Origin of the sequence: Hydrobacter penzbergensis, from assembly GCF_900106985.1 — a bacterium.
Classification (GTDB): Bacteria; Bacteroidota; Bacteroidia; order Chitinophagales; family Chitinophagaceae; genus Sediminibacterium; species Sediminibacterium magnilacihabitans.
Map to the genome: position 1 here is coordinate 76,884 of NZ_FNNO01000014.1, position 20,812 is coordinate 97,695.

Sequence of the window (20,812 nt, forward strand, 5' to 3'; positions counted from 1 at the left end):
TTCGGGGAGAAACTGGGATTCGTGGAACCTATTGTCCCTGCTTTTTGAATAGTTTGAGGTACTGATCCTCCTTTTCCCGCATTATTTTGCTTTGATTCCCGGTCTTATCCTTGTATCCGCAGAGGTGGAGGGCTCCATGGAAGATTACCCGGAGCAATTCTTCCTGGTATGTAGTATCCTGGGTTTGGGCGTTGTCTTTTACCCTATCTATGCTAATATAGACTTCCGCTTCGATGGGGGCACGGGGAGCAGAAAGGCTAAATGTGATGATGTCGGTATAGTAGTCATGCTGCAGGAAGTCCCGGTTGATCTGCAGGAGATAGTCATCCGAACAAAATACATAGTTGATGAGGGAAAGCCTCTTCCCCTCCCTTTTGAAGATCCCTTCTATGAAAGGCTTCAGTTTTGTTCTTCCCTTTAATGTAAGGGTCCTGTCTGCCGAGTGAAATGATACCATGGTTTTTCTTTTCCTGCAAGAATGGATAACGTGAAAAGGCCATTTATATTGTCTCTCTAATTCAGGCGAATACTCCAAAATTCGTAACCCAGTCACCGTTTAGCCACCTACCTTTACCCTGTACATTCATCTTTGGTTATGATAAGACTGTCAGAGCTGGAAACAGGACAGAAAGCGGTAATCCATTCTTTTGAGAAAGACGATATTTTTATCAAGCTCATGGAAATGGGATGTGTTCCCGGAGAGCTGGTAACGGTAGAACAGGTAGCGCCTTTGGGAGACCCCATCTCCATATCGGTTGCCGGTTACCACCTCAGCCTGCGCCTGAACGAGGCCAACAGTATCTTTGTAGACCTTCAGATATAAAATAGATGAAAATAGGTCTCTACTTCGGCTCTTTTAATCCCATTCACATCGGGCACCTGATCATTGCCAGTCATGTTGCGAATCATGGCGGGGTTGACCAGGTATGGTTTGTGGTATCACCCCAGAATCCATTGAAGCCTTCGGCCCTATTGTTGAATGAACACCAGCGCTTACACCTGGTACACCTGTCCATCGATGATGATCCCAGGTTGCGGGTGTCGGATGTAGAGTTCCGGTTGCCGCGTCCCTCCTATACTATTGACACCCTTACTTATCTCCAGGAAAAATATCCGCAGCATCAGTTTTCCATTGTGATGGGAAGCGACAGTTTCTCCAATTTGCAACATTGGAAAAATTATGAACTACTGATCAAGCACTATTCCTTCATTATTTATAAAAGACCCAGGTTCGATGTAACCCCACCGCAAGATGCCCGGGTAACGATCCTGGATGCTCCATTGCTCGAGCTGTCTGCTACAGTCATTCGCGACAATATCAAATCCGGCAAATCCATCCATTACCTTGTTCACGATAAAGTGCGTGAAGAAATTGAAAGGAATCATTATTACCGGTAAATACCGATCCGCTCATCAAAATCTCTAGTTGGTTGTTTTTCCCTTCGCCACATTGTGATAGATTTATCCGATAAAACTGTACGAATGAAAATACGGCTACTGTCTATTTGCTTGTCTTTTGCATGCTTTGTACATGCACAACAAAACCTGACTGTTGAAAAAATCATGCAGGATCCCAAATGGATCGGCACTTCTCCTTCCAATGTATTCTGGAGTACCGATAGTAAGAAAGTCTATTTTGACTGGAATCCTGATAAAAACATATCTGATTCTGTTTATTCGTATTTAATTGGACCACAATTAATAACGAAAGTTTCATTCCTCGAATCACAAATGCTAGTCTCCCGCAACAACGGGGTTTATAATACTTCCCGCACACTTTTACTCTATACCCATCATGGCGATATTTTTTTGCAGGATCTCAAATCCGGAAACATCACCCGCATTACACAAACAGAAGAAACCGAAAGCAATCCCGGCTTCCTACAAAAAGACGAATGGGTGGTTTATTTACGCAATCAAAACCTTTATGCATGGAGCATCAAATCCGGTGTTACCAGGCAACTGACCAACTTTGTTAAATCAACTGAAAATGCACCGGCACATCTATCTTCTGACAAGAATCATCAGGAACCCTGGCTGCAACAGCAGCAGCTCGAATTAATGCAGGTACTCAAAGAACGCAAACACAAAAAAGAACAACGCGATGCTTTCACTGCATTAAATAAAGAGGTTGACACACTAAAAGATATAGTTATAGGAGAAAAGCGATTGCAAAATATACAGATCAGTCCGGACGGCCGTTATGTTACGTATCGCTTGTATCAGCCTCCTGCAAATTCAAAAAATACAATCGTTCCGGAATATGTTACCGAAAGCGGTTTCACAGCAGCGATCCCCGGAAGAACAAAAGTAGGCGCGCCTATGGGCAAGTATGAATTTTTTGTTTTCGACAAATCCAGGGACTCTGTTTACCAGGTGCTCACTGATTCCATACCCGGCATCACAGATCTGCCTGATTATGTAAAAGATTATCCTTCAAAATACGCAAACAAAAAACCTGTTCCACGCGCTGTGTATGTCAACGGACCTTACTGGAATGAAGCAGGGACTTATGCAATTGTTGATATCCGTTCTCAGGACAATAAAGATCGCTGGTTGATGCAACTCGATGCCGCTACCGGAAAATTGAAACTGATCGACCGGCAACGTGATGAAGCCTGGATTGGCGGGCCCGGCGTTGGATACGGCGCCAGGCTCGGATGGATCAACGATGCATTGTTTTATTTCCAGAGTGAAGCAACCGGATACGCACATCTCTATACTTACAACACGCTTACACAAACTAAAAATGCGTTGACATCCGGCAAGTATGAAGTACAGGATCTTGTACTCAGCAAGAACAAAGATTTCTTTTACCTGCTTACCAACGAAGAGCATCCCGGAAAACAAAACTGGTACCGCATTAAAACCGATGGATCGAAAAAAGAAAAGATCACATCCATGACTGGCGGGTATGACGTGAGTCTTTCTCCCGATGAAAAGTGGATTGCTTATCGTTACTCTTATATCAACAAACCATGGGAATTATACGTACAGGAAAATGCGCCGGGCAAACAACCCGTACAGGTTACGTTTAAATCAATGAGTGATGCATTCAAAGCTTATCCTTGGAAAGAGCCCCTTATCATTACTATTCCCGCAAGCGACGGTGAACAGGTGTACGCCAGGATTTACGAACCTGCCGGTGACAAAAAAAATAACGCCGCCGTTATTTTCGTTCATGGCGCAGGTTATTTACAAAACGTACATTATTGGTGGAGCCAGTATTTCCGCGAATACATGTTCAACAACCTGCTCGCCGATAAAGGATACACTGTACTCGATATCGACTATCGCGCCAGCAGCGGATACGGAAGAAACTGGCGCACCGGTATCTATCGTTTTATGGGCGGTAAAGATATCGACGATCATGTAGATGCAGCAAAATTCCTGGTGAATCAAAAAGGCATTGATCCGGGAAGAATTGGTATCTATGGTGGAAGCTATGGTGGCTTCATGACGCTGATGGCGTTGTTTACCAAACCCGATGTGTTCAAGGCCGGCGCCGCATTAAGACCCGTAACCGACTGGGCGCATTATAATCATGGTTATACTTCCAATATATTGAATGAACCTTTTACCGACAGTATCGCTTACGCGCGTTCATCGCCCATCAATTTTGCAAGCGGTTTGAAAAATCATTTGCTCATTTGTCATGGAATGGTAGATGTGAACGTTCATTTCCAGGATGCCGTTCGTCTCACACAACGCCTCATTGAACTCGGTAAAGACAATTGGGAATTAGCGCCCTATCCCATGGAAGACCATGGTTTTGTAGAACCCAGCAGCTGGACCGATGAGTACAAACGAATCCTCAAATTGTTTGACAACACACTGCTCAAATAAATCATTAAAAAAGCGACCGTAAATTTCACGGTCGCTTTTTTTTGCTCAAATCATTTCTTTTTATAAATGGGCACAGTACTACACGGCTCACCATACATGATACTTTTTACAAATGGCCTTAGTTTGTTTGTAATGGTGAGGTATGCACTTTCTGGAATGGGCAACTCGCCACAACCTTTGATCACCACCCGCTTATCTGTATATTCTTCTCCCTTTATCGTTTCCAGGTTCCTGAGCAAAAGGTTTTCGATCGTTTGTTTTTCATTTCCCAAAACAACAGCTTTTGCCACCGGCTGTAAATAACTTGCTACCAGCATATATGCCCACATAGGGATCACAGCATCTGCCGAACAGGTAACTGCAACATTTACCCCCGCGTAGCTGCTCCAATCCATCGCTTGCAGCGCTGCACGGAAATCTTTTTCTTTCAATATCAATCCCATAAAAAGATGGTCCTTCAGGTCAAAGACCTTTATTTCCTCTTTGGGATAATATATTTCAAGGTCCATGCTGATCAGTCCGCTTTCTACCACTTTATTCACAATCAGATCTGACATACTATATCTATTTACTACACAAAATTAGCACTATCCTGCAACATTCATTTTCTGTATATGAAAAACCTTTGCCCCTGGCTTAATCCAGGGGCAAAGAAAAAGGCCCGGCATAATTTACCGGGCCTCTATCATAACAATATAAAATGCTGATTAATAAAATTTGGATCGGTTGTCTTTAATAGACGCCGCTTTTCTTAGTGCTTCCAGGCTACGGTAGGCAGCCATTCTTGCACCCTGCAACAGGTTCTGCCTGATAGCAGCAGGATCCATCACACCAGCCCTTGCTCCACTATTCACTACCTGTACAGCAAATACGCCAGTCCCGCCTGCGATGGGCTCACTTGCTTTACCATTCAATGATTTATTGAATGCAGCGCCAACGATCTTAGGTTCATTTCCAATATTCGGAATGAACGGCGCGTTGAAGCCGATGCTGTCTGCCTTCATTACGGTTGTTCCTGCGCTGCTGGCGTAAGATTCCAGGCTATTGCCTTTGAATTTAGTACTGATGATCTGCGCTGCTTTCTTTTCATTGCGCACCAGTCCTTCGCCAAAAGCCCTTGCTTCTGTTGGCGACATCAGTCCCGCTTTGTTAACTGCAGTTACGATCGCAACCACATAACGGTCTCCTACTTCTGTAGGATCAGACACATCGCCAACACCATGTTCATAGATCCAGCGAACCAGTTGTCTGCTCTGCCCCACGCCCGGTACAGCAAAATCATTCTGTTTGATATCATTTCCCGGCATGATAGAAAGACCCGACTTCAACGCATTTTCATTGAATTGCTTTCCGTTCTTGCTGCTCGCTGCAAACTGCGCTGCGTGTGTGTTGGCGTTACTTACCGTTTCATTGCTGGCAACAATGGCTTTTGACAGGTAGGCAATTTTGTAAACAGGATTCATTCCTTTCTGACCCAGTATTTCTATATAATGGTATCCGTAATCTGTTTTTACCACGCCTTTGCTTCCTACGGGATGATCGAATACATAATCATTGAATGGAACAACCATTTGACCCTGTGGGAAATATTCATAAACGCCGCCTTTTTCTTTGCTTCCCGGATCATCGGAATATTTTTGTACCAGGGCGTTGAAATCTGCTCCTCCTTTTACGGCGGTTTCAATACTGTCAACCAGTTTCTTTGCAACAGAATCTTCTCTGATCACCTGGCCTGCGCGGGGATCTGCGGTGGCAATGAGTATGTGGCGAACTTTCACACTGTCGGGCCACTGTTTGATCCCTACCATTTTAGCCAGTGTATAATTCTGTGCATCGATATACGGACCGTATACAGACCCTACCGGTATCTTAGTTAAAGAATCTTTATTGGGCTGCTGCATTTTCGCCTTGCTGAAATAGGAATTGTAAAACGGAATTTCACTTCCTACCCTGCTGATATATGCGCCAACATCTTCAGCATGTTCAAAATCATTCTTTAATGCTGTTATTTGTCCTAATACTGCTGCTGAATCAGCCGAACTCGGCGCGGCGCTGAAACTAACATAACTGATAGACCTGCTTTCTTCATCCTTTGTAAATTGCTTGCTGTGCTTCTTCTCATAAGCCATCATATCATCGTCTGAAACCTTTGCCAGGCTATCGGACACAGAAGCATAGGGTACATATACATAAGAAATGTTGGAAATCGCATTATTGTCTGCCTCCTGTTTTTCTACCAGCCATTTTGGTATGTAGACTGCTTGTTGAACCAGGGCCTGGTATTTATTCCTCAACGCACTTTCGATCGTAGGATCGATATATCCGTTCTGGATCATCGCCAGTTGCTCTTTGTTCCTGCTTTTCTTGATTTGTGCAAAAGCCCTGCGTGCATCATCGGCATTGAATACACCGGTTTTAGGATCGGTGAATTCCTGGCGAAGGGGTGAATTTTCACCAAAGAGAATATCGCTCAGTTCTTTGGCCCCCACCTGGAGTCCCAGTTTATCGAATTCCTGGTTCAACACCAGTCTTTCCACTTCCTGGTTCCATACGGCAGTAACCAGCTGTTCCCTGCCCATGCCTTGTTGTGCGGCATAACGTTCCTGCATATTCAATTTCTCTTCAAACTCGGTACGGGTAATTTTTTCACCGTTCACTTTACCGATTGTATTGCTGGAAAAAGCGCGGCTTCCACGTCCCACACCATCTTGTAATATAAAGGCGATCAAAGCCAGGGCGATGATGGCAAACACGATCCAGGCTCCTTTGTCACGAATTCTTTGAATGACAGACATAATAATGTAATTAGAATGAGTTTTTAGTCCAGCTTTTCGCGGGAGGCAAAAATAGGGGTAAACCTACATTAGAACAAATTGTGGAAAACAGGTTCAATATCCGGCAGGTAAAGGGTTTGAACAATTAACACCGGCTTGTGAACAACCTCCATTTCAGGTGGAAAACCCAGGTTTTTGACCTTTTAACTGTGGAAAGCGCTCGAATAAATTTCACTCGTTGGTATGCTACTGGCACTTTACCAGTCCGGCGCGACTCCTTTATCCATGTTGATCAACAGTGCATGAAAAGTGGATTGTTAAAAATAGGGGTTGTGGAATAGACTATCCCCAACTGTTCAAAACACAATTATTTACAGTCGTTACAAAGATTTCATCTGTTAATATAATTGTTGATAACTGTGGATACGGGTGGGCTGATTAACTTTGCATGGTGGGGATAAGTAAGTTATCCCGATATACACACCCCTAATAATAGTAGGTGATTTATATAAATAGGTATTATTAAATACTATTACGATGATTATGAACATTGAAGAAGCGGAAAAAAATATTGAGCAGAAAGGATTCCTCGATCTGGAAGTAGATGTGAAGCTGGATCTTTTTGCGGAAATTGAAAGGCTTAAAAAGGAAAAGAACGCGATCTTGCTGGCGCATTATTACCAGGAGCCTGATATACAGGATGTGGCGGACTATATTGGGGATAGCCTGGGGCTTGCCCAGAAAGCCCGGCAGGCCGATGCTGATATCATTGTTTTCGCCGGGGTTCATTTCATGGCGGAAACTGCTAAAATCCTGAACCCTTCCAAAAAAGTACTCCTGCCCGATCTCAAGGCCGGCTGTTCCCTGGCCGATAGTGCGCCTGCTGCTCCTTTCAGGGCTTTTAAAGAGAAGCACCCCAATCATATCGTTATTTCCTACATCAACTGTACTGCGGAGATCAAAGCTTTGTCTGATATTATCTGTACTTCGGGTAATGCAGAGAAGATCATTGAAAGCGTTCCGAAGGACCAGCCGATCATTTTTGCGCCCGACAGGAACCTGGGTGCCTATCTCAACAAGAAAACAGGCCGTAACATGGTATTGTGGAATGGCGCCTGTATGGTGCACGAGATATTCAGCCTGGAAAAGATCACCAAACTGAAAATGCGCCACCCGAATGCCAAATTGATTGCGCACCCCGAATGTGAGGAACCCGTGCTGGCGATTGCCGATTATATTGGCAGCACTACCCAATTGCTTAAGTACTCGCAGACCGATACAGCGATGGAATATATTGTGGCCACTGAAACGGGTATCCTGCACCAGATGCAGCAGGCTATGCCCGGAAAAACATTTATCCCCGCTCCGCCGAATAATAGTTGCGCTTGCAATGATTGTCCGCATATGAAGCTGAACACCCTCGAAAAGCTCTACCTGTGCATGATGTATGAAAAGCCCGAAATTCTCATGGATGAGGAATTAAGGCTGGCGGCCAAAAAGCCGATGGACCGCATGATGGAGATCAGCAAAGCTGCCGGATTGATTGGTTGATAAGCATGTGACCTGAATGTTCAAAATCAGGTATTAATACCCTTGAAAAACCTCGGGAGGAAGCCCTACTTTAGCTGCGGAAAGAGACCGTATTTAATAAACTAACCGATTTAGCTAAAAAATACTAAATAAATTAGTTTATTCCAAAAATACCTTTTACCTTTATGTACCATTAACTTCAAAGTATAAAACAGAAAACATGAGTAACGTAGAAAAACTGAAGGCGCTTAAGCTGACGATCGATAAGATAGACAAGGATTTTGGCAAAGGCAGTGTGATGTTGATGAATGAGCGGAGCCAGGAGCCGATGGAAGTGATTTCTACGGGCTCTATAGGGCTGGATACGGCCCTGGGTGTAGGAGGACTGCCCAAGGGAAGGATCGTGGAAATATACGGCCCTGAATCGTCTGGTAAGACAACCGTTGCGATACATGTAATTGCCGAAGCGCAGAAAAAAGGAGGCATGTGCGCCATCATTGACGCCGAGCATGCTTTTGATAGTTCTTACGCCCAGAAACTGGGTGTAGATGTGGATAACCTGCTGATCTCTCAACCGGATTATGGAGAACAGGCTCTTGAAATTGCCGACCGCCTTATTCTTTCAGGCGCATTGGATGTAGTAGTGATAGATTCTGTAGCGGCATTGGTGCCCAAAGGAGAACTGGAGGGTGAGATGGGCGACAGTAAAATGGGTCTGCAGGCCAGGTTGATGAGCCAGGCATTGCGTAAGCTCACCGCTACGATCAACAAAACCAATACGGTTTGTATTTTCATCAACCAGTTGCGCGAGAAGATCGGGGTGATGTTTGGAAACCCGGAAACCACCACCGGGGGTAATGCTTTGAAATTCTATGCATCCGTTCGGCTGGATATACGCCGCATGACACAGATCAAAGACGGAGACGAAGCCATTGGTAACCGCGTGAAGGTAAAAGTGGTAAAAAACAAAGTGGCGCCACCCTTCCGCGCCGCAGAATTCGATATCATTTTCGGTGAAGGTATCAGCAAACTGGGAGAGATCATCGATATGGGTGTTGAACTGGGTATCGTACAGAAAAGCGGAAGCTGGTTCAGCTATGATAACAACAAACTGGGACAAGGCAGGGATGCAGTAAAGAAACTGTTGCAGGATAATCCCGAACTGGCCAACGAAGTGGAAGCTAAAATACGGGCCAAGGTATCGGAAGTAAAAGCCGCCGCAGAAGTATAACAAAGATTATCGAGATACTTGTTTTTTTGATGGGTTAGTAAGTATGGAAAGTCACGAATAGCGCGTGGCTTTTCGCTTTTTATACACCTGCATGCTGTGAACATGATGAAGATTATCAGGTAATGCTTTACTTTGGGAAAACCCTTTGACATCTTGTTGTACGCGTTGCTGAAAATATTTGTCAGGCTGGGACTGCCATTATTCTGTAAACAAATACAAATACGGAATAAAGAAGCGTTAGCTAGCAAGGGTCCCATGTTGATCACAGCCAACCATCCCAACGCATTCCTCGACGCCATCATCATTGCTGCATATTGTAAACACCGTGTGTATTTCCTGGCAAGAGGCGATTTTTTTTCAAAACCCTGGCAATATAAATTACTCCGTCTGCTGAACATGATGCCGGTGTTCAAACAGAATGAAAGAAAAAAAAACAAGGAACTGAACAACCATTCGTTTGAACAGGCAGAAGCAATTCTTTCACAAAACGGAATACTACTTGTTTTTATAGAAGGCATTTGTGTGAACAAACACGAACTGCAACCCTTTAAAAAGACTGCCGCGAGGATTGCGCTTCGCTGCCAGGAAAAAAAGATACCGCTTTCTGTTTTGCCCATTGTAATTACTTACGATTCTCTGAACGGACCAGGAAAAACTGTTTGCCTTGAAGCTGGAACGATCCTACCGGAAACAGCGCTCTTGCCTTTCCAAAATAATGCTCCGCAGAATATCCAATATTTTAACCAAGCGCTTTTTAATTATATCAATGGGGTTTTGCAGAAGAGAACGAGGCCACTTTCAAAAGAACTTAATCTTGGAGCCAAGCTGATTTCTATTGTTGCTTGTTTACTGTACATTTTGCCCTATAGCATAATTCAAAAAATAGTACACAACAAGACCAGGAATACTGTTTTTTATGACTCTGTGCTTTTTACAACCATATTATTATTATACCCTGTTTATTTATTGTTAATCACCTGGCTGTTTCATTTTTTGCACTTACCGTTCACGTGGATAGTGTTGATGATTTTATTACACCTGCTTGCAGCCTGGTATGCGGTACAATGCTTACCTTACCCTTTTAAAAATAGACCTGAAAATGGAAAATATCAAGAGCCTCGGTAAGGATAAACGCATCGCAATGATTGCGCACGATTATAAAAAGAAAGACCTGATCGATTGGGCGGTTTTCAATAAAACCGTTCTTTCATCACATAGCCTGGTTGCTACGGGGACAACGGGAAAAATGCTGGAAAAATCATTGGGAAGACCCGTTACTAAATTGTTAAGCGGTCCGCTTGGTGGTGACCAACAAATTGGCGCGATGATTGCGAACGGAGAAATAGACATGGTGATATTTTTCTGGGATCCGATGGAAGCGCAGCCGCACGACAGCGATGTGAAAGCCTTACTACGTCTCTGTGTTGCATGGAACCTCCCCATGGCCTGTGACAGGGCCACGGCAGATTTCCTGATCACCTCTCCATTCATGCACGAACCCTATGACGCACTACTTCCGGATTATACGGGATATCTCAAGCGCCCCATCAAAGAAGAAAAATAATTTCTAGCGGGCTTTGTATATATTTAATCGTAAAATCATTTTTATGCGTTGGGAAGGTGACCAGGAAAGCGATAATGTAGAAGACCGCCGTGGCATCAGTGGCGGAACCATTGCCGCAGGTGGTGGTATTGGCGCCATCATCATCGGCATCATCTACGTATTGTTGGGCGGAAACCCATCCGATGTGCTGCAACAAACGCAGTCGTTCCAGCAACAGCAACAAACAACCACCGCAAACCGGAGCCCTGAAGAAGAACATCTTGCTTCTTTCAGCAAAGTGGTACTGAGGTATACGGAAGACGTATGGGATTCACTGTACCACGCATCAGGAAAAAATTATCGTAAGCCTACTTTGGTTTTATTCACAGAATCAACACAATCGGGTTGTGGATTTGCGAGTGCCATCACCGGCCCATTCTATTGTCCGGCCGATGAAAAACTATACCTCGACCTTTCTTTTTTCAACGAGCTGCAACAACGGTTCAAAGTGGAGGGTGAATTTGCCATGGCTTATGTGATTGCACATGAAGTAGGCCATCATATCCAAAAACTAATGGGCATATCTGACAAGATGGAACAACTGCGGGCCAGGATGAGTGAAACGGAATACAATAAAATGTCTGTGAAGCTGGAGCTGCAAGCCGACTTCCTCGCGGGCATGTGGGCACATTATACCCAACAGATGAAAAAGAACCTGGACGATGCAGATATTGAATCGGCGCTCAATGCTGCCAATGCGATTGGTGACGACAGGCTGCAGCAACAGGCACAGGGACGCGTAGTGCCGGATGCTTTTACACATGGCACATCGAAGCAAAGAATGTACTGGTTTAAAAAAGGATACGATACCGGTGATCTTAACCAGGGCGATACTTTTAATGCGCCTGACCTCTGAGTAGCAAATAACAAACATGCTTCACTTATTAAACTGTTGTTATGAGAAAATTACTTTCCTCAGTTGCGTTGCTATTAGCCATCACATCCTTTGCACAGGATACGTTGTCTAAGCAGGATATACAATCCGCCGCCAGGATACAGGATCTTAGCTTTACCCCCAGCGAGATAGACAGCATGTATGATGGTGTGAAAGACAATTGGTTGATATACCAGCTGCAACACAAACAATCGCTCAACAACAGTGTTCCGATGAGTTTGTGGCAAAACCCGGTATTACCGAATATGCGCCTCGATCAAAAACAGGCGGAGATCAAATGGAATTATATTCCTAATATCCAATTACCGAAAGATCTCAATGATCTTGCTTATTATAACCTGCTTCAACTGTCATCCCTGCTGAGGAATAAAAAGATCAGCTCCGTACAGCTGACCCGCTTTTTCATCGACCGGCTCAAAAAATATGACGACAGTCTGCAGTGTGTGATATCGCTGACAGAATCTATTGCGATGCAACAAGCGGAACAAGCAGATGCAGAGATCGCTGCCGGAAAAATCCGCGGGCCGCTGCATGGTATTCCTTACGGACTGAAAGACCTCTTCGCTGTAAAAGGTACCAAAACAACCTGGGGTGCTGCGCCGTATAAAGACCAGGTGATAGAAGAAGACGCGTATGTTTATCAAAGACTGAAAGAGGCCGGCGCTGTACTGGTAGCAAAATTTACGCTCGGGGCATTGGCCATGGGTGATTATTGGTATGGTGGAAGAACCAGGAATCCGTGGAATACCCAGTTCGGCTCTTCGGGCTCATCGGCCGGCTCTACATCGGCCACCGTTGCAGGGCTCATTCCTTTTGCCATTGGAACAGAAACCTGGGGATCGATCGTTTCACCATCTTCCACCTGCGGCGCTACCGGCTTGCGTCCCACTTTCGGAAGCATCAGCAGAACCGGCGCCATGGCATTGAGCTGGAGCCTGGATAAAGTAGGCCCTATTTGTCGTAATGCAGAAGATGCCGCCGTGGTCTTTTCGTGCATCCATGGAACAGACGGATACGATGGCAGTGCGGTGAACAGGCCGTTCAACTATCAAAACAAAGTATCAATACCCAAGTTGAGAATAGGCTATGCTAAAAACTATTTCGACAAGATAACCGATACATCCAGGAACGAATGGAAGGTGCTGGAAGCCTATAAAAAAATGGGTGCAACCCTTATTCCCATTGATTTCCCAGACAGTGGTGTTTATCGTTTCAACATGATGGAAGTGATCATCAGCGCCGAATGTGCTGCCGCATTCGACGAATTTACCAGGAGCGGACTGGATGATCAAATGACCAGGCAGGGAAAAAACGACTGGCCGAATACTTTCAGGGTATCGCGACTGATACCAGCGGTGGAATACATCAATGCCAACCGGCACCGTTACCTGCTGATGCAGCAAGTGAATGAGACCATGAAAGGAGTGGATGTATTGATTTGTCCCACCCGTGGCAGCGGCAACCAGTTGGCCATCACCAACCTGACCGGTCATCCTGTTGTATGTATGCCTACCGGGTTCGATAAACAGTATCATTTACCCACCAGTATTACTTTAATAGGAAAATTATACGACGAAGCCACATTGCTGGCTGTTGCAAAAGCTTATCAGGATCAAACACCCTGGGATGAAATGCATCCGCCACAATTCAAATAAACCATCACAAATCATCCCTTGTTTTGTATCTTTAAAATAGCAAGACTGAACCCCGCATAGAAAAAAACAGCAGATGAAAAAGTTCCTCCTGATACTGTGTCTGTTGTGCGCATTACAACAGCTTGCCGCACAAAACCTCAACCTGTACGAAAAGAAATGGTTCATCCGCGGGAATGATACATTGCGTTACAGGGTTATGTTTCCCGAAAAATTCAAACCCAACCGAGTATACCCATTGCTGGTTTTCCTGCATGGTTCGGGCGAAAGAGGAAACGACAACAACGCCCAGCTCGCACATGGCGGAGAGATTTTTACGAGGGAAGCTATCAGGCATTATTTCCCGGCAATCGTTGTTTTTCCGCAATGTCCTGCCGGAAGTACCTGGTCGCACTATAAAAGGGACCATCACCCGAAATCGGGCAACTTTAACATCATTACAGAAGCGGAACCACCTTTAACTCAGAGACTGTTGAAGCAATTATTGGATAGCTTATCGGAGAGCGGCGTAGTAGATACACGCAAAATATATATCGGCGGTCTTTCCATGGGTGGCTTTGGTACCTATGATATGATCACCCGTTATCCGGATTATTTCGCTGCGGCCTTTTCGATCTGCGGGGTGGCAGATATTCCGCAGATGATGCAAAAAGCCAGGAACCTGCCACTCTGGATCTTTCATGGAGCCCAGGATAATGTAGTTCCGCCGATTGCCGACCGCGAGCTTTACAAAGCGTTGATGACATCGGGCGACCAGCACGTGATGTATACAGAGTACCCCAACCTCAACCATAACAGTTGGGATGCGGCATTTGCAGAACCCAAATTATTGCCCTGGTTGTTTTCCAATAAAAAGAAACATAAAAAACAATAGTGAGAAAAAGTATTGGATTGATAGTGCTCACCGGAATGATGACGGCCTGTTCTGCGCAAACACACACAACGCCCATCACCCCGATCAGTGCATTGAAATTGTTGGCGGTTCAGGAAATACCTTATGATGCCCGGTTTAAAGGAACTACGGTAGGCGGACTCTCTGGCATCGATTATGACAGCACACAACAATCATATTATCTTATCAGCGACGACAGATCGGCGCTTCAGCCGGCGAGGTTCTATACGATGAAGGTCTACCTTAATAACCAGGGATTCGACAGCTTACGTATAACGGATGTAGTTACGCTACGCCAACCCGATGGTTATCCCTTTCCCAACACCCAGCAGGATCCCGCACATACGCCCGACCCGGAAGCGCTGCGCTACGACCCGGTGAGAAAACAAATGGTGTGGACAAGCGAGGGGGAAAGGATTGTTTCAAACAAAGACACGGTATTGGAAAACCCTTCTATCCATTTCATTGAGCCTGACGGAAAATTTATTGATAGTATTCCGCTGCCGCGCAATTTATGGATGCATGCAACCGAGAAGGGTCCGAGACGTAATGGTGTATTGGAAGGCATCACGTATGCAAATGGCTATAAAACCCTTTATGTAAGTCTCGAAGAACCCCGCTATGAAGATGGCGAGCGTGCAGATATCCGACCGAATGATGCATGGGTGAGAATTTACCGTTTCAATAGGGAGAGCTTGCGAAACACCGCGCAGTATGCCTATAAACTGGAACCCATTGCTTATCCGGCATTTCCTGCGGATGCATTTAAAATAAACGGAATACCCGATATACTTTCTGCCGGAGGAACCAGGTTACTGGTAATGGAAAGGTCTTTTTCAACCGGCCGCATGCCTTGTACCATCAAAATTTTCTTAACAGATTGCAGTAAAGCGGAAGATATTTCCAAAGTGAATTCACTGAAACGAAAACCACCAACCAGGCCCTTGCAGAAAAAATTATTGCTGAACATGGATGACTTGGGTATTTATGTGGATAATGTGGAGGGCATGACTTTCGGCCCCACACTTCCCAATGGCCACAGAACCCTTTTGATGGTGTCGGACAATAATTTTTCCCAACTGGAAAAAACACAGCTTTTCCTCTTTGAAGTGATGCCCTGATTTTGTTGTTAACTTCGCCAAACAGGTCCGCATCATTTGCCTGTTTGCATCATGCCATTCAAACTTCACACAACATACGAACCGGCCGGAGACCAACCTTCGGCCATACGCCAGCTGATCGACGGAATACAAAGCGGCGAACAGTTTCAGACATTGCTGGGCGTAACAGGCAGTGGTAAAACGTTTACCATGGCCAATGTGATACAGGAGCTGCAAAGGCCTACCCTGGTACTCACACACAATAAAACACTGGTGGCGCAATTGTACGGCGAGTTCAAACAGTTCTTCCCGGAGAATGCCGTTGGTTATTTTGTGAGCTACTACGATTATTACCAGCCGGAAGCTTATATGCCGGTGACGAATGTGTATATAGAAAAAGACCTGAGCATCAATGAAGAATTGGACAAGTTGCGTTTGCAAGCTACATCGCAACTGCTGAGTGGCCGGCGCGATATCATTGTGGTGGCAAGTGTAAGCTGCATCTACGGTATGGGTAACCCTACGGAGTATGAGAACGGGATCATCAGGATAGAAAAGGGACAGGTGATACCGCGGCAAAAATTCCTGCACAGCCTGGTGAATTCATTGTATAACAGAAGCCAGGGCGACTTCACGAGGGGTACGTTCAGGGTAAAGGGCGATACGGTTGACATCAACCTGCCCTATGTTGATTTCGGTTACCGCGTTACTTTTTTGGGGGATGAAATAGAAGAGATAGAAAGCATCGATACGGATACGGGCAAACGGATGGGACTGATGGAGAATGCCGCCATCTTCCCCGCCAACCTCTACCTGGCGCCACGCGATATCATACAACAGGTGATCTATGAGATACAGGATGAAATGATGGCGCAGGTGGAGTATTTCAAGGGCATTGGAAAAAACGAAGAAGCGCATCGCATCAAAGAGCGGGTGGAATACGACCTTGAAATGATCCGTGAGCTGGGTTATTGTAATGGCATTGAGAACTACTCCAGGTTTTTCGACAGGCGCAAACCCGGCACGCGGCCCTTCTGCCTGCTGGATTATTTTCCCAAAGATTTTTTATGTATGATCGATGAAAGCCACCAGACCATACCGCAGATCGCGGGTATGTACGGAGGAGACCGCAGCCGTAAACTGGTGCTGGTAGAATATGGCTTCAGGTTACCGAGTGCGATCGACAACAGGCCCCTGAGCTTCCAGGAATTTGAGTCGCTCGTGGGCCAGACCGTTTTTGTGAGCGCTACCCCCGGTGATTATGAGCTGGAGAAAACAGGCGGTGTAGTGGTGGAGCAGGTAGTAAGACCTACAGGCTTATTGGACCCACCGATAGAAGTACGTCCGAGTGTGAACCAGATTGATGACCTGCTCGATGAAATAGACAAGCGTGTGAAAAAGGGCGACCGTGTGCTGGTGACCACGCTTACCAAACGTATGGCGGAGGAGATGGACAAGTACCTGGCGCGCATCAACATCAAATCGAAATACATACACAGTGATGTGGATACGCTGGAACGTGTGAAAATACTGCGCGACTTAAGATTGGGTGTGATAGATGTGCTGGTTGGGGTGAACCTGCTGCGGGAAGGACTCGATCTGCCCGAAGTATCGTTGGTGGCCATATTGGATGCCGATAAAGAAGGCTTCCTGCGTAATGAGCGGTCGCTGACCCAGATGGCAGGACGCGCTGCGCGTAATGTGGATGGATTGGTGATCTTTTATGCCGATAAGATGACGATGAGCATGCAACGCACAATTGATGAAACCGGCCGCAGAAGAGAAAAACAGTTAGCGTATAATCAGGAACATGGTATTATTCCGCAAACGGTGAGCAAGAGCAAAGAGCAGGTTTTTGCACAAACATCGGTACTTGATATCAAAGGGTATGATCCTTCGAACGCGTATGCCGTGCAGACCGAAGATCCTTTTGTATCGAAAGCGGCGGAGGAACAGGAGACCTATCAAACGATTCCCCAGTTCGAAAAAGCCATTACAAAGACCCGGAAAGAAATGGAAAAAGCAGCCCGCGATCTGGACTTTATTGAGGCGGCCCGCCTGCGCGATGAAATGTTCAGGCTGCAAAAAGAACTGGAAGCGATCAGGTAAAGACGGAATTGAAGGAATAATCTTATATTAGCCAGTGTAAAACCTGTACCGAATATAAAGTAACCGTAATGCGCAAGCTGTTAACTATATGCTGTTTCCTTCTCTGTATAACCAGTCTCATCTCTTGTGGCAAAGGGCCCGACACAGCACCATCGGAAGAAAACCTGAATATAAAATTGAATACGGCTAACCCCGCCACCTCTACCAGCAGTTCTTACCAGTTCACGGTAGAAGTATTGAGCAGAATGCCCGCAGCCGGCGTTAAGATCAATATCACTGCGAAAAGAGAAGACAACAGTACGGTTGTTTTTACGCAGGACCTCAGTTCGTCTACAGCTGTGAACAGCGTAACGGTTTCACCGCTTCCAATGGGACAAGTATTTTGTACCGTAGCGGTAACGGTTACTTCTGCTACTACATCAACCAATACCAGGAACGGCAACTTCCGCGTAGTTTGGAAATAAATTTATTAAGAACGGATTAATAAAAGCAAAGTGCCCACAGCATTGAGTTTGCGAGCGCTTTGTTTATTACCTTTACGCCTCTTTACCCCTCTACACTCTGGCGCAGATACAATTTTTTAGCGGCTCCAACGTTAGGAGTCCGTCATTTTTTAATTTTTAACAGCATCAATTATGAAAGTAAAGATTTACTTAACAGCGCTATTGAGTTCAGCGGTATTGTTTTCCTGTGTGAGTCCAAAAAAATTAAGAGAGTCGCAAGCCAAGTACGACCAGCTTAGCGGTACTTACCTCGATCTGCAGTCGAAATACCGCGCATTGCAGGACGAACTGAACAAAGCCAACAACAAAAATGCAGCATTGCAGTCCGCGAAAACAAACACAGATGGACAGGTAGATGATCTCAAAAAACAGATCGATTACCTCAAACAGAACAATAATACGGTATTGAACCAATTGAGGGATATGTCGGTGGTAACGAATGCGCAGGCAGAAAGCATCCGCAAATCATTGGACAATATCGGGGCGAAAGACATGTACATCAAAGACCTCCAGGGTTCTATTGCACGTAAGGATTCCCTTGCCATGGCGCTGGTGATGAATCTCAAGGGAGCCATCGGCAACCTGGATGACAAAGACATTAATATCAAAGTAGATAAAGGGGTGGTATATGTAGATATTTCAGACAAGCTCCTTTTCAAAAACGCCAGCTATGATGTTACGGAAAGAGCGAAGGAAGTACTGGGCAAAGTAGCCAAAGTGTTGCAGAACCAGCCTGAGATCGAGTTCATGGTGGAAGGCCATACCGATTCAAACCCTATTCACAGCGCGGGTATTGTTGATAACTGGGACCTCAGCGTAAAACGCGCTACCAGCGTGGTGCGCATCCTGCAAAATACCTATGGTCTCGATCCTAAACGCATGACTGCAGCAGGAAGAAGTGAATACCTGCCTCTTGCAGATAACAACACCGCCGGAGGACGTGCTGCTAACCGCAGAACAAGGATTGTTATTCTTCCGCAACTCGACCAGTTCTTTAAATTACTGGAGACGAAAAAATAAATTGTTCCGCTATAAAAAAGCCTCCCGTAATTGTGTTGCGGGAGGCTTTTTATTTCAGTGATTTATCAAATCAGTTTTGAATGACTTAAATAATAAGCATCCGGACTGTACATAAATAAACAACTGCCGTGGCAGATGGTTTCAATGATCTGCCGGTGTACATTTTTCGGAATGGCCGGGCAGCCCAGGCTGCGGCCAATGAAGCCACGTTCTTCTATGGAATTTTCATTGGCATAAGCGGCGCTGTGCATTACAATGCCCCTGCCCTCTGCTCTGTCGTTGATACCGGATTCTTCACCGTTGAGACGCATAGAGTAGCCATGTTTGCCGGTATAGGTATCGCCGGTTACATAAAACCCGAGACTGCTTTTGAAGCTGTTGGGTTTGTTAGAGAATTTGGTGGCAATGTCTTTACCAGAATTCCTGCCATGTGCTACGTAGGTATTGAACAAAAGCTCTTCCGATTCCAGGTCGATAACAAAAAGCCGTTTTTTACCGGAAGGAAGGGAAAAGTCGATGATCGAAAGCAGATTGTCCTTTTCAATTTTTCCATCGCTCTGTAGCTGGTCATGCCCTTTCAAAGCATATTCAAATGCTTCGTGTGAGAGACCCAGTGAATCGAGCGCCAGCTTTTCGTAAAGGGAAAGCCGGGCATCTCCTTCGTTTGCCGTGAATTGAATAACCGGAACTGTATCTGGAGCGGATACCCGAAGCAGACTGCCGCTGCTGTTTGCAACAACAAAACTCATAAAGGCCAGGGAGGCCGAAATAATCAACACAAATACCCCGAAAGACCGGATGAATGATCTACCCATGCAATTACAACGTTTGATCGGTGAATGAATAAAAGATGAACTAAGTAGAATTGTTCGAAAACGGGTAGTGGTTATTTAATAGTCCCCAAGTGGGCAGCAAAAATAAGACCGAAACGGGAAAAGGGGAAATATGGGGTTTCCTTTAACAAATCGTTCAGATATTACAAAAAAAATCCCGCCATAGGGTACTTGGCGGGATTGCAGTTGGTTATTGGTTGTTTAAACCATTTGTTATATTTAAGACAACCGTTTGTTAATTTCGCTGCAAAGAGCGTCAAATATTTGTTCTACAGTTCCTTCTCCCTTGATTTTCACCACTTTATCAAAAGCCTGGTAATAATCGGCTACTGCGGAAGTCTTTTTATGGTATTCTACGATCCGGGCCCGGATCACGGTTTCGTTGTTATCGTCGCTCCGGCCGCTGGTGAGTCCCCGGTTGAGTAACCGCTTAACCAGCTCTTCCTCACCTACTTCGAGCGCCAGTACCACACCAATAGAAGTGTGTTTTTGCGTCAATAGCTGGTCAAGGGCCTCACTTTGCGCCCTGGTACGGGGAAAACCGTCGAAAAGAAAGCCTTTGGCCTGGGGATTATTGTCCAGCGCTGCGCTGATCATGCCAATGACCACTTCATCCGGTACCAGTTCCCCTCTGTCCATGAATTTTTTGGCTTCCAGTCCCAATGGAGTGGCGCCGGCAATTTCACTTCTCAACAGATCTCCGGTTGACAAATGTTTCAATCCATAAGCAGCGATCAGTTTTTCACTTTGTGTACCTTTTCCGCTTCCGGGAGGACCGAACAAAATAATATTAAACATGTAAGTGCTAACCTTGAGTGAGGAGC

The 20,812-nt window shown here is 45.4% G+C and carries 19 protein-coding genes; 14 read left to right on the plus strand and 5 right to left on the minus strand.

All coding sequences use genetic code 11. The features are described from left to right. Window positions 1-28: 28 nt before the first annotated feature. Window positions 29-457, minus strand: coding sequence for an rRNA maturation RNase YbeY (ybeY, locus tag BLU98_RS13950; RefSeq protein WP_092725742.1), 429 nt, complete (start codon window positions 455-457; stop codon window positions 29-31). A gap of 138 nt (window positions 458-595) precedes the next feature. Between ybeY and BLU98_RS13955 the strand changes: the two genes are divergently transcribed. The 3 genes from BLU98_RS13955 (at window position 596) to BLU98_RS13965 (ending at window position 3,846) form a co-directional block, all read left to right on the plus strand. Further along, the gene (locus tag BLU98_RS13955) at window positions 596-823 is read left to right on the plus strand and encodes a FeoA family protein (protein ID WP_026768590.1); all 228 of its coding nucleotides are present in this window, start codon (window positions 596-598) and stop codon (window positions 821-823) included. Window positions 824-828: 5 nt separating this feature from the next. Beyond that, entirely contained in the window at window positions 829-1,398 is a 570-nt protein-coding gene (nadD, locus tag BLU98_RS13960) for a nicotinate (nicotinamide) nucleotide adenylyltransferase (protein ID WP_092725745.1), read from the plus strand. An 84-nt stretch (window positions 1,399-1,482) separates the two neighbouring features. Next, the gene (locus BLU98_RS13965) at window positions 1,483-3,846 is read left to right on the plus strand and encodes a S9 family peptidase (protein WP_092725747.1); all 2,364 of its coding nucleotides are present in this window, start codon (window positions 1,483-1,485) and stop codon (window positions 3,844-3,846) included. A 50-nt stretch (window positions 3,847-3,896) separates the two neighbouring features. Here BLU98_RS13965 and BLU98_RS13970 read toward each other — a convergent pair whose 3' ends face one another. Both BLU98_RS13970 and BLU98_RS13975 read right to left on the minus strand, forming a co-directional pair. Continuing rightward, window positions 3,897-4,403 carry a DUF2480 family protein gene (locus tag BLU98_RS13970; protein WP_092725749.1) on the minus strand — a complete coding sequence of 169 codons (507 nt, stop codon included), beginning with the start codon at window positions 4,401-4,403 and terminating at the stop codon, window positions 3,897-3,899. Window positions 4,404-4,553: 150 nt separating this feature from the next. Then, on the minus strand, window positions 4,554-6,641 hold the full coding sequence (locus tag BLU98_RS13975) for a peptidylprolyl isomerase (protein WP_092725751.1): 2,088 nt from the start codon (window positions 6,639-6,641) through the stop codon (window positions 4,554-4,556). Window positions 6,642-7,157: 516 nt separating this feature from the next. Between BLU98_RS13975 and nadA the strand changes: the two genes are divergently transcribed. From nadA to BLU98_RS14030, 11 genes are all read left to right on the plus strand, one after another. Further along, complete coding sequence (nadA, locus tag BLU98_RS13980; RefSeq protein WP_092725753.1) at window positions 7,158-8,171, plus strand: quinolinate synthase NadA; 1,014 nt, start codon at window positions 7,158-7,160, stop codon at window positions 8,169-8,171. A gap of 199 nt (window positions 8,172-8,370) precedes the next feature. Beyond that, on the plus strand, window positions 8,371-9,381 hold the full coding sequence (recA, locus tag BLU98_RS13985) for a recombinase RecA (protein WP_026768584.1): 1,011 nt from the start codon (window positions 8,371-8,373) through the stop codon (window positions 9,379-9,381). Window positions 9,382-9,546: 165 nt separating this feature from the next. After that, window positions 9,547-10,506 carry a 1-acyl-sn-glycerol-3-phosphate acyltransferase gene (locus BLU98_RS13990; RefSeq protein WP_257575004.1) on the plus strand — a complete coding sequence of 320 codons (960 nt, stop codon included), beginning with the start codon at window positions 9,547-9,549 and terminating at the stop codon, window positions 10,504-10,506. Next, entirely contained in the window at window positions 10,481-10,945 is a 465-nt protein-coding gene (locus BLU98_RS13995) for a methylglyoxal synthase (protein WP_092725759.1), read from the plus strand. Before BLU98_RS13990 ends, BLU98_RS13995 begins: the two co-directional genes overlap by 26 nt. 43 nt (window positions 10,946-10,988) lie before the next feature. Next, complete coding sequence (ypfJ, locus tag BLU98_RS14000; RefSeq protein WP_026774583.1) at window positions 10,989-11,840, plus strand: KPN_02809 family neutral zinc metallopeptidase; 852 nt, start codon at window positions 10,989-10,991, stop codon at window positions 11,838-11,840. Between the two features lie 41 nt (window positions 11,841-11,881). Next, window positions 11,882-13,534 carry an amidase gene (locus BLU98_RS14005; protein WP_092725761.1) on the plus strand — a complete coding sequence of 551 codons (1,653 nt, stop codon included), beginning with the start codon at window positions 11,882-11,884 and terminating at the stop codon, window positions 13,532-13,534. Window positions 13,535-13,607: 73 nt separating this feature from the next. After that, window positions 13,608-14,405, plus strand: coding sequence for a carboxylesterase family protein (locus BLU98_RS14010; RefSeq protein WP_092725763.1), 798 nt, complete (start codon window positions 13,608-13,610; stop codon window positions 14,403-14,405). Then, on the plus strand, window positions 14,405-15,544 hold the full coding sequence (locus tag BLU98_RS14015) for an esterase-like activity of phytase family protein (RefSeq protein WP_092725765.1): 1,140 nt from the start codon (window positions 14,405-14,407) through the stop codon (window positions 15,542-15,544). The genes BLU98_RS14010 and BLU98_RS14015 overlap by 1 nt, the downstream gene beginning before the upstream one ends. 51 nt (window positions 15,545-15,595) lie before the next feature. Further along, window positions 15,596-17,632, plus strand: a complete 2,037-nt coding sequence (gene uvrB, locus BLU98_RS14020) for an excinuclease ABC subunit UvrB (protein ID WP_092725767.1) — start codon at window positions 15,596-15,598, stop codon at window positions 17,630-17,632. A gap of 68 nt (window positions 17,633-17,700) precedes the next feature. Then, complete coding sequence (locus BLU98_RS14025) at window positions 17,701-18,096, plus strand: hypothetical protein (RefSeq protein WP_092725769.1); 396 nt, start codon at window positions 17,701-17,703, stop codon at window positions 18,094-18,096. Window positions 18,097-18,267: 171 nt separating this feature from the next. Then, window positions 18,268-19,155 (plus strand): OmpA family protein, encoded by an 888-nt coding sequence (locus BLU98_RS14030; RefSeq protein ID WP_092725771.1) that lies wholly within the window; start codon window positions 18,268-18,270, stop codon window positions 19,153-19,155. 65 nt (window positions 19,156-19,220) lie between these two features. Here BLU98_RS14030 and BLU98_RS14035 read toward each other — a convergent pair whose 3' ends face one another. Beyond that, window positions 19,221-19,970 (minus strand): murein L,D-transpeptidase catalytic domain family protein, encoded by a 750-nt coding sequence (locus BLU98_RS14035; protein WP_092725774.1) that lies wholly within the window; start codon window positions 19,968-19,970, stop codon window positions 19,221-19,223. A gap of 237 nt (window positions 19,971-20,207) precedes the next feature. Continuing rightward, entirely contained in the window at window positions 20,208-20,786 is a 579-nt protein-coding gene (locus BLU98_RS14040) for an adenylate kinase (protein WP_092725776.1), read from the minus strand. Window positions 20,787-20,812: the final 26 nt, after the last annotated feature.

Bases quoted from the DNA above. Each gene is read 5' to 3' on its own strand.
- BLU98_RS14025 (WP_092725769.1), top strand. From the start codon at position 17,701: ATGCGCAAGCTGTTAACTATATGCTGTTTCCTTCTCTGTATAACCAGT.
- nadD (WP_092725745.1), top strand. From the start codon at position 829: ATGAAAATAGGTCTCTACTTCGGCTCTTTTAATCCCATTCACATCGGG.
- BLU98_RS13975 (WP_092725751.1), bottom strand. From the start codon at position 6,641: ATGTCTGTCATTCAAAGAATTCGTGACAAAGGAGCCTGGATCGTGTTT.
- BLU98_RS14035 (WP_092725774.1), bottom strand. From the start codon at position 19,970: ATGGGTAGATCATTCATCCGGTCTTTCGGGGTATTTGTGTTGATTATT.
- BLU98_RS13965 (WP_092725747.1), top strand. From the start codon at position 1,483: ATGAAAATACGGCTACTGTCTATTTGCTTGTCTTTTGCATGCTTTGTA.
- BLU98_RS13955 (WP_026768590.1), top strand. From the start codon at position 596: ATGATAAGACTGTCAGAGCTGGAAACAGGACAGAAAGCGGTAATCCAT.
- ybeY (WP_092725742.1), bottom strand. From the start codon at position 457: ATGGTATCATTTCACTCGGCAGACAGGACCCTTACATTAAAGGGAAGA.
- uvrB (WP_092725767.1), top strand. From the start codon at position 15,596: ATGCCATTCAAACTTCACACAACATACGAACCGGCCGGAGACCAACCT.
- BLU98_RS14040 (WP_092725776.1), bottom strand. From the start codon at position 20,786: ATGTTTAATATTATTTTGTTCGGTCCTCCCGGAAGCGGAAAAGGTACA.
- BLU98_RS13970 (WP_092725749.1), bottom strand. From the start codon at position 4,403: ATGTCAGATCTGATTGTGAATAAAGTGGTAGAAAGCGGACTGATCAGC.
- nadA (WP_092725753.1), top strand. From the start codon at position 7,158: ATGATTATGAACATTGAAGAAGCGGAAAAAAATATTGAGCAGAAAGGA.
- BLU98_RS14010 (WP_092725763.1), top strand. From the start codon at position 13,608: ATGAAAAAGTTCCTCCTGATACTGTGTCTGTTGTGCGCATTACAACAG.
- BLU98_RS13995 (WP_092725759.1), top strand. From the start codon at position 10,481: ATGGAAAATATCAAGAGCCTCGGTAAGGATAAACGCATCGCAATGATT.
- recA (WP_026768584.1), top strand. From the start codon at position 8,371: ATGAGTAACGTAGAAAAACTGAAGGCGCTTAAGCTGACGATCGATAAG.
- BLU98_RS14030 (WP_092725771.1), top strand. From the start codon at position 18,268: ATGAAAGTAAAGATTTACTTAACAGCGCTATTGAGTTCAGCGGTATTG.
- ypfJ (WP_026774583.1), top strand. From the start codon at position 10,989: ATGCGTTGGGAAGGTGACCAGGAAAGCGATAATGTAGAAGACCGCCGT.
- BLU98_RS14005 (WP_092725761.1), top strand. From the start codon at position 11,882: ATGAGAAAATTACTTTCCTCAGTTGCGTTGCTATTAGCCATCACATCC.